Origin of the sequence: Lactococcus fujiensis JCM 16395 (assembly GCF_002441655.1) — a bacterium.
Taxonomy (GTDB): Bacteria; Bacillota; Bacilli; order Lactobacillales; family Streptococcaceae; genus Lactococcus; species Lactococcus fujiensis.
This window is the reverse complement of sequence record NZ_JXJU01000064.1, coordinates 1-372: the sequence shown is the minus strand read 5'-3', so window position 1 is coordinate 372 and position 372 is coordinate 1. Positions and strand designations below refer to the sequence as shown.

Annotated in this window: 1 pseudogene; it reads right to left on the bottom strand. The window is 53.8% G+C overall.

Annotated features, from left to right (window positions below):
• Positions 1-372, bottom strand: a pseudogene (locus tag RT41_RS10550) (hypothetical protein); the annotation flags it as partial.

Sequence of the window (372 nt, the reverse complement as noted above, 5' to 3'; positions counted from 1 at the left end):
CGGTGCCTGACGCGGCCGTCGTAATTGTTGGCGCTGCGACTGTGGTTGACGACGCCGTGTAAGGACCAGTGACCGTCGATGATTTATCGCCAGAACTATCTGTCTGATAAACAGAGTAGGTCGTGTTGCTGGTAATGTTACTGGTAATAATCCCTGCAAAAAAGCCAGCTGTCGTCCATGTCCCATCTGCGGCAACGGTGGTAGACGAACCTAAACCGCCAATATCCCATTGTATGGTATCTCCAGGCGTTCCTGTCCCTGCGAGTATTCCATCTGCTGCCGTGGTAACCGTCAGTGTTGCGACCGTTGGTGTAGTGGTTGTTGCGGCCGTATAACTTGCTCCTGTTGCAGATGAGGTCGTCGTCCCGTCCG